Annotated in this window: 4 protein-coding genes; all 4 read right to left on the bottom strand. The window is 72.9% G+C overall.

Annotated elements, in window-relative coordinates:
* Window positions 1-124: 124 nt before the first annotated feature.
* Window positions 125-1,270, bottom strand: coding sequence for an allantoicase (gene alc, locus ACO1BR_RS13065; protein WP_426795227.1), 1,146 nt, complete (start codon window positions 1,268-1,270; stop codon window positions 125-127).
* A 96-nt stretch (window positions 1,271-1,366) separates the two neighbouring features.
* Window positions 1,367-2,341, bottom strand: a complete 975-nt coding sequence (locus ACO1BR_RS13060; RefSeq protein WP_426795226.1) for a LysR family transcriptional regulator — start codon at window positions 2,339-2,341, stop codon at window positions 1,367-1,369.
* Window positions 2,342-2,376: 35 nt separating this feature from the next.
* Window positions 2,377-3,321, bottom strand: a complete 945-nt coding sequence (locus tag ACO1BR_RS13055) for a DMT family transporter (protein WP_426795225.1) — start codon at window positions 3,319-3,321, stop codon at window positions 2,377-2,379.
* Between the two features lie 351 nt (window positions 3,322-3,672).
* Complete coding sequence (locus ACO1BR_RS13050; RefSeq protein ID WP_426795224.1) at window positions 3,673-4,647, bottom strand: acyl-ACP desaturase; 975 nt, start codon at window positions 4,645-4,647, stop codon at window positions 3,673-3,675.
* Window positions 4,648-4,999 lie beyond the last annotated feature (352 nt).

Genomic DNA, 4,999 nt, shown 5'->3' with positions numbered 1-4,999 from the left:
GCGCTTCCGGGTCAGGGCTGGTGACGCCCGGCGGCGGCGCGGACCGGCGCTGCCGTCCGCCGGGCGGGTCCTGGGTCCGCCGTGCCCCGTCCCCCTCCCCCGGGGCACGGGCGGCACGCGGCGGTCAGCCGTTGAGCTCGTCGAAGCGGCGGATCAGCCCGGCGCGGCCGGCCTCGGTGAGGTCGCCGTGGACGCGCATCCGGGCCAGGCCGCCGTCGGGGAAGACGTCCAGCCGGACGTGGGTGGCGGTGACCCGGCGGGGCAGCACGAAGCGGTGCGGGGTGTCGGGCTGGAGCCTGGTCCGCGGCAGGATCTCGAACCACGCGGACGCGTCGTCGGGGTCGCCGTCGCAGCCGGAGAGGGCGGCCCAGCCGGCCGAATTGCCCTTCAGATACGCGGTGTCGATCTCGACGGCGCGGATCTCGCCCTGCGCGGCGAGGCGGAAGCGCACCCAGTCGTTGGTGCCCCGCACGCGGCGGCGGCGGTTCTCCCAGCCGTCGTCCATCTTGCGGGACAGGTCGGGCTGGATGATCTGGGTGGGCGAGGAGTAGAAGCGGTCCGAGGCGTCCTCGACCACACCGCCGTGCATCACGGAGGCCAGGTCGAGCGAGCCGAGGACGTCCAGCCACGCCGGGTCGGGGACGACCTCGCCGTGGACCCGGAGGCGGGCTATCCCGCCGTCGGGGTGCTGCTTGAGGCGGAGGTGGGTGAAGCGGCGCTCGGCGGTGACCTCGAAGCCGTTGGCGGCATGGCCGCGTACCGGCGTGCGCGGGACGATCTCCTCCCACTTGACCCCGTCGGCCAGCAGGTCCTCTGGGCCGGGGCTGCCGGGCAGCGACGTCGCCTCGACGGTGACCTGCTGGGGGTAGTTGCCGCGGAAGTGGGCGGTGTCGACGATGACGCCGCGGATCACGCCGGGGGCGGCGAGGCGGATCAGCGCCCAGTCGTGCTCGTCGTCGGTCGGGAAGGGGTTCGCGCCGTCGGCGCCGCGCCGGCGCCGGGTCTCCCAGCCATCCATGATCTTGCCCTTGTGGCCGAAGTGCTCGGGGTCGAAGACCGCCGGGCCGGGCTTCAGCAGGTTCTCGCGCTCGGCGAAGAACTCGTCGTTCGCCGCCACGACCCCGGCGCCGAAGCGGCGGTCGGCGAGGTCGACGAACGCGGTGAAGGCGAAGTCCCCGCCGCGGTAGTCGGCGAAGGGGTCGCCGCCTCCGTAGGGGTCGGCGTCGTTGGCGTGCGGGTCGGTGGAGTCGGCGACCGGGGTGGCGGTCATGCGGTTCCCTTCGTGCGCGGCGGGCGGTGCTGGGGACCGGTCCACCGTCGCAGCGGGGCACCCGACAGGTCCATCGAAAGTTTTCGATGGTTGTGTTCAGCTGGACTGAACGGTTCCGGGGGGTTCGGCGGTGTCGGCACTCCCCCGGGCCGTCTGCGCGGCGGCGGCCCGGCGCAGCGCGGCCAGCACCCGGGCCGGCCCCGGCGCGCCCTCGGCACCACGCCGGGCGGCGGCCACCACATGGCGACGCGGCTGGTCGGCGTGCAGCACCCGCAGCGCCACCCCGGAGCCGCGCCCCAGCCCCCGGATCCCGCCCGCCCGCGCCATCCGAGGCACCAGCGCGACACCCATCCCGGCCGCGACCATCGCCCAGATCGCGCTCCAGTCGGCGGCGGCGTGCGCCTGCTCCGGCACGAACCCGGCGTTCTCGCAGGCGGTGGTGGTGATCTGGGACCAGGGACCGCTGCTGCCGAAGATCCAGGGCTCGCCCGCCAGGTCGGCCAGCCGCAACCCCGGTGCGCCGGCCAGCGGATGGCCGACCGGCAGCGCGACGTCCAGCGGGTCGGCGAGCAGCGAGACCCGGGTGAACTTGGGGTCGCGGGGGGTGGGCGCGTGTGCCGCCAGCGACAGCGCGAGATCCACACTGCCCTCCGCCAGCAGCTCGTACGCGGCCTCCGCCTCCGCCTCCCGTACGGCCACCGCCAGGCCCGGATGGGTGCCGCGCAGCTCCTGCACGGCGGGTACCACCAGCGCCGGGATGGCGGTGGAGAAGGCGCCGACCCGCACCTGCCCGGCCTCGCCCTGGAGGTAGCCGAGCAACTCCGCGTCGGCCCGCTCCAGCTGGGCGAAGACCTCCTCGGCGTGCCGCAGCACCAGCTGCGCGGCGCCGGTGAGCCGGACCCGCCGGCCGTGGGCCTCCAGAAGCGTCACCCCGAGCGACCTGGCCAGCCCGGTCAGCTGCTGCGAGACCGCCGAGGGCGTCATGTGCAGCGCCTCGGCGGTCGCGGTGACCGTGCCCAGCTCTTGGAGTGTGCGCAGGATGCGCAGCTTCTTGATGTCCCAGTCGGCCATGCGGGCAGCGTACGCACCCGCTGCGGCCGCACCGGTCACCGCCGGCTGCCGCCCACCGCCCCCAGCGCCACCCCGGCGACGATCAGCGCCATGCACAGCACCTGCACCGCCCCGATGCCCTCGCCCAGGACGGCCGACGAGAGCAGCGCCACGCAGACCGGCTGGAGGTAGTACACGACCCCGGCGCGGGCGGCGCCGACCAGGGCGACGGCCTTGTTCCAGGTGAAGTAGGCGACGGCCGAGGAGAACACGCCGACGTAGAGCAGCGGCCCGGCGGTGCCGGCGGTGAGCGCGAAGCCGCCCTCGGTGGCCAGGCTGATCGCGTAGGCGGGCAGCAGCATCGCGGCACCCAGCGCGAAGGTCGTGAACAGGAAGGAGAGCCCGCCGATCTCCGAGGGGCGGCGGCGCAGCAGCGCGCTGTACCCGGCGAAGGCGGTGGTCGCGGCGAGCATCCACAGATCACCGGTGGCGAAGTCGAGGTGCACGATCGCGGCCGGCGAACCCCTGCCGACCAGGGTGACGACGCCGAGCAGCGCGATCGCCATACCGGCCGCCCGGCGCACGCCGAGCTTCTCCCGGCCGCCGCCGCGCCGTCCTCCGGCGAGGTCGAAGAGGGCGATCATCATCGGCGAAGCGGCGGCGATCATGGCCATGTTGGTGGCCGAGGTGCTGCGAGCGGCCGTGTAGATCAGGGTGTTGAAGAGGGTGACGCCCAACAGGGCGGCCAGCGCCAGGAATCCGAGGTGCCGGCGGATCACCGGCCACTGGCGGCGGACCTGCGGCAGGGCCACGGGGGCGACCGCGAGCAGCGCGACGATCCAGCGCCAGAAGGCTGTCTGGACGGGCGGGACGGTGTCGTGCAGGGCACGGGCGACGACGAAGTTGCCGGACCAGACGACGGTCGCCGTCAGGGCCAACGCCAGGCCCACGGCCTGCGCGGACGGTGTGCGGTGGATTCGGACCCGCTCCAGGACTGCCACGTCTTCCTCTCCCTCGGTGGTGGGTGCGGATCCACCGTGGCAGCCGACAAAGCATCAGGTCTATCGAATACTTCCACCAGTTCCTTTCACTAAAACTGAAAGAAACCGTCTCCGACGGGGCCCGCCCCACCGGAACGAACCCCGCCCCACCGAAACAAGCCCCGCCTCACGGGAACACACCCCGCCCCGCCAGCCACCCCCCACCATCACGGCACGCGAGGAACGAATTACTCTCCGCAATCGTTGCGAGTACAAGGAAACAGCGCGCGAGGCTCCGCCCCATCACCCGGCGGCCCGTCACCCGACGGGTCGGGCCGCCCGGCCCGACCGGGCCGCCTACCGCCGGGCCGCCTACCGCCGGGCCGTCCGGCGGGCCAGGATCGCCGCCTGCCGCTCGTCGAACTTCCGGGCCTGCCCGTCCAGGCCGCCCAAGAACAGCCCCAGCTCCTCCTGCGCCGCCAGCCCGGCCGGGCCCAACCCGCCGATCTCCAACACCTTCAGGAAGCGCAGCACGGGCTGGAGCACGTCGTCGTGGTGGATGCGCAGGTTGTAGATCCCGCCGATCGCCATCCGGGCGGCGGCCCGCTCGAAGCCGGGCATACCGTGTCCGGGCATCCGGAAGTTGACGACCACGTCCCGCACCGCGCACATGGTCTGGTCGGGGGCCAGCTCGAAGGCGGCGCCGAGCAGGTTCCGATAGAAGACCATGTGGAGGTTCTCGTCGGTGGCGATCCGCGCCAGCATCCGGTCGCACACCGGGTCGCCGGAGTGGTGGCCCGTGTTGCGGTGCGAGATGCGGGTGGCCAGCTCCTGGAAGGCCACGTACGCCACCGAGTGCAGCATGCTGTGCCCGTTGTCGGACTCGAAGCCCTCGGACATGTGGGCCATGCGGAACCGCTCCAGCTCGACCGGGTCGACCGCGCGGCTGGTGAGCAGGTAGTCGCGCATCACGATGCCGTGCCGGCCCTCCTCCGCGGTCCAGCGGTGCACCCAGGTGCCCCAGGCGCCGTCCCGGCCGAAGAGGGTGGCGATCTCGTGGTGGTAGCTGGGGAGGTTGTCCTCGGTGAGGAGGTTGACCACCAGCGCGACCCGGCCGATGTCGGTGACCTTGGACTGCTCGGGGGCCCAGGGCTCGCCGCCCATCACCCCGTCGAAGTTCCGCCCGTCGCTCCACGGCACGTACTCGTGGGGCATCCACTCCTTGGCGACCTTCAGGTGCCGGTTGAGCTCCTTCTCGACGACCTCTTCGAGTGCGTAGAGCAGCTGGGCGTCACTCCAGGCGGCCTGGCCGCGCTCTCCGTTATGGCGGGCGGGGGCGATGGTCAAGGGGGACTCCTGGGGACGACGGACCTACGGGGCCGTAGGTTTTGACCTACGGCCCCGTAGGTTACGTCATCGTAGGTACAGCCCGGTTAAACAGATCCCCAATAACAAATCGGTCGAAAAGCGCTCAACAGCCGCTCCGCAACCCGTTTTTCACCTGCGGAAACCTCAAGGACGGGCCGGAGCGGACCGGGGTGGACGGAGAGGGCGGACGGGGGTGGACGGGGACTGACGAGGGTGGACGGGGGGGAACCCTTCCCGGGTCCGGGTCCGGGTGCGGCACCGGCCATGCCCGGGGGCCGGCCCGGCCCCCGGGCATGACGAAGGGGCGCCCCCGGTCCGGATGGACCGGGGG

The organism is Streptomyces sp. YGL11-2, assembly GCF_050054615.1.
Lineage (GTDB): Bacteria > Actinomycetota > Actinomycetes > Streptomycetales > Streptomycetaceae > Streptomyces.
This window is presented reverse-complemented; position numbering and strand designations above follow the sequence as displayed.

Coding starts and splice junctions, on each gene's coding strand:
- alc (WP_426795227.1), bottom strand. CDS start 1,270: ATGACCGCCACCCCGGTCGCCGACTCCACCGACCCGCACGCCAACGAC.
- ACO1BR_RS13060 (WP_426795226.1), bottom strand. CDS start 2,341: ATGGCCGACTGGGACATCAAGAAGCTGCGCATCCTGCGCACACTCCAA.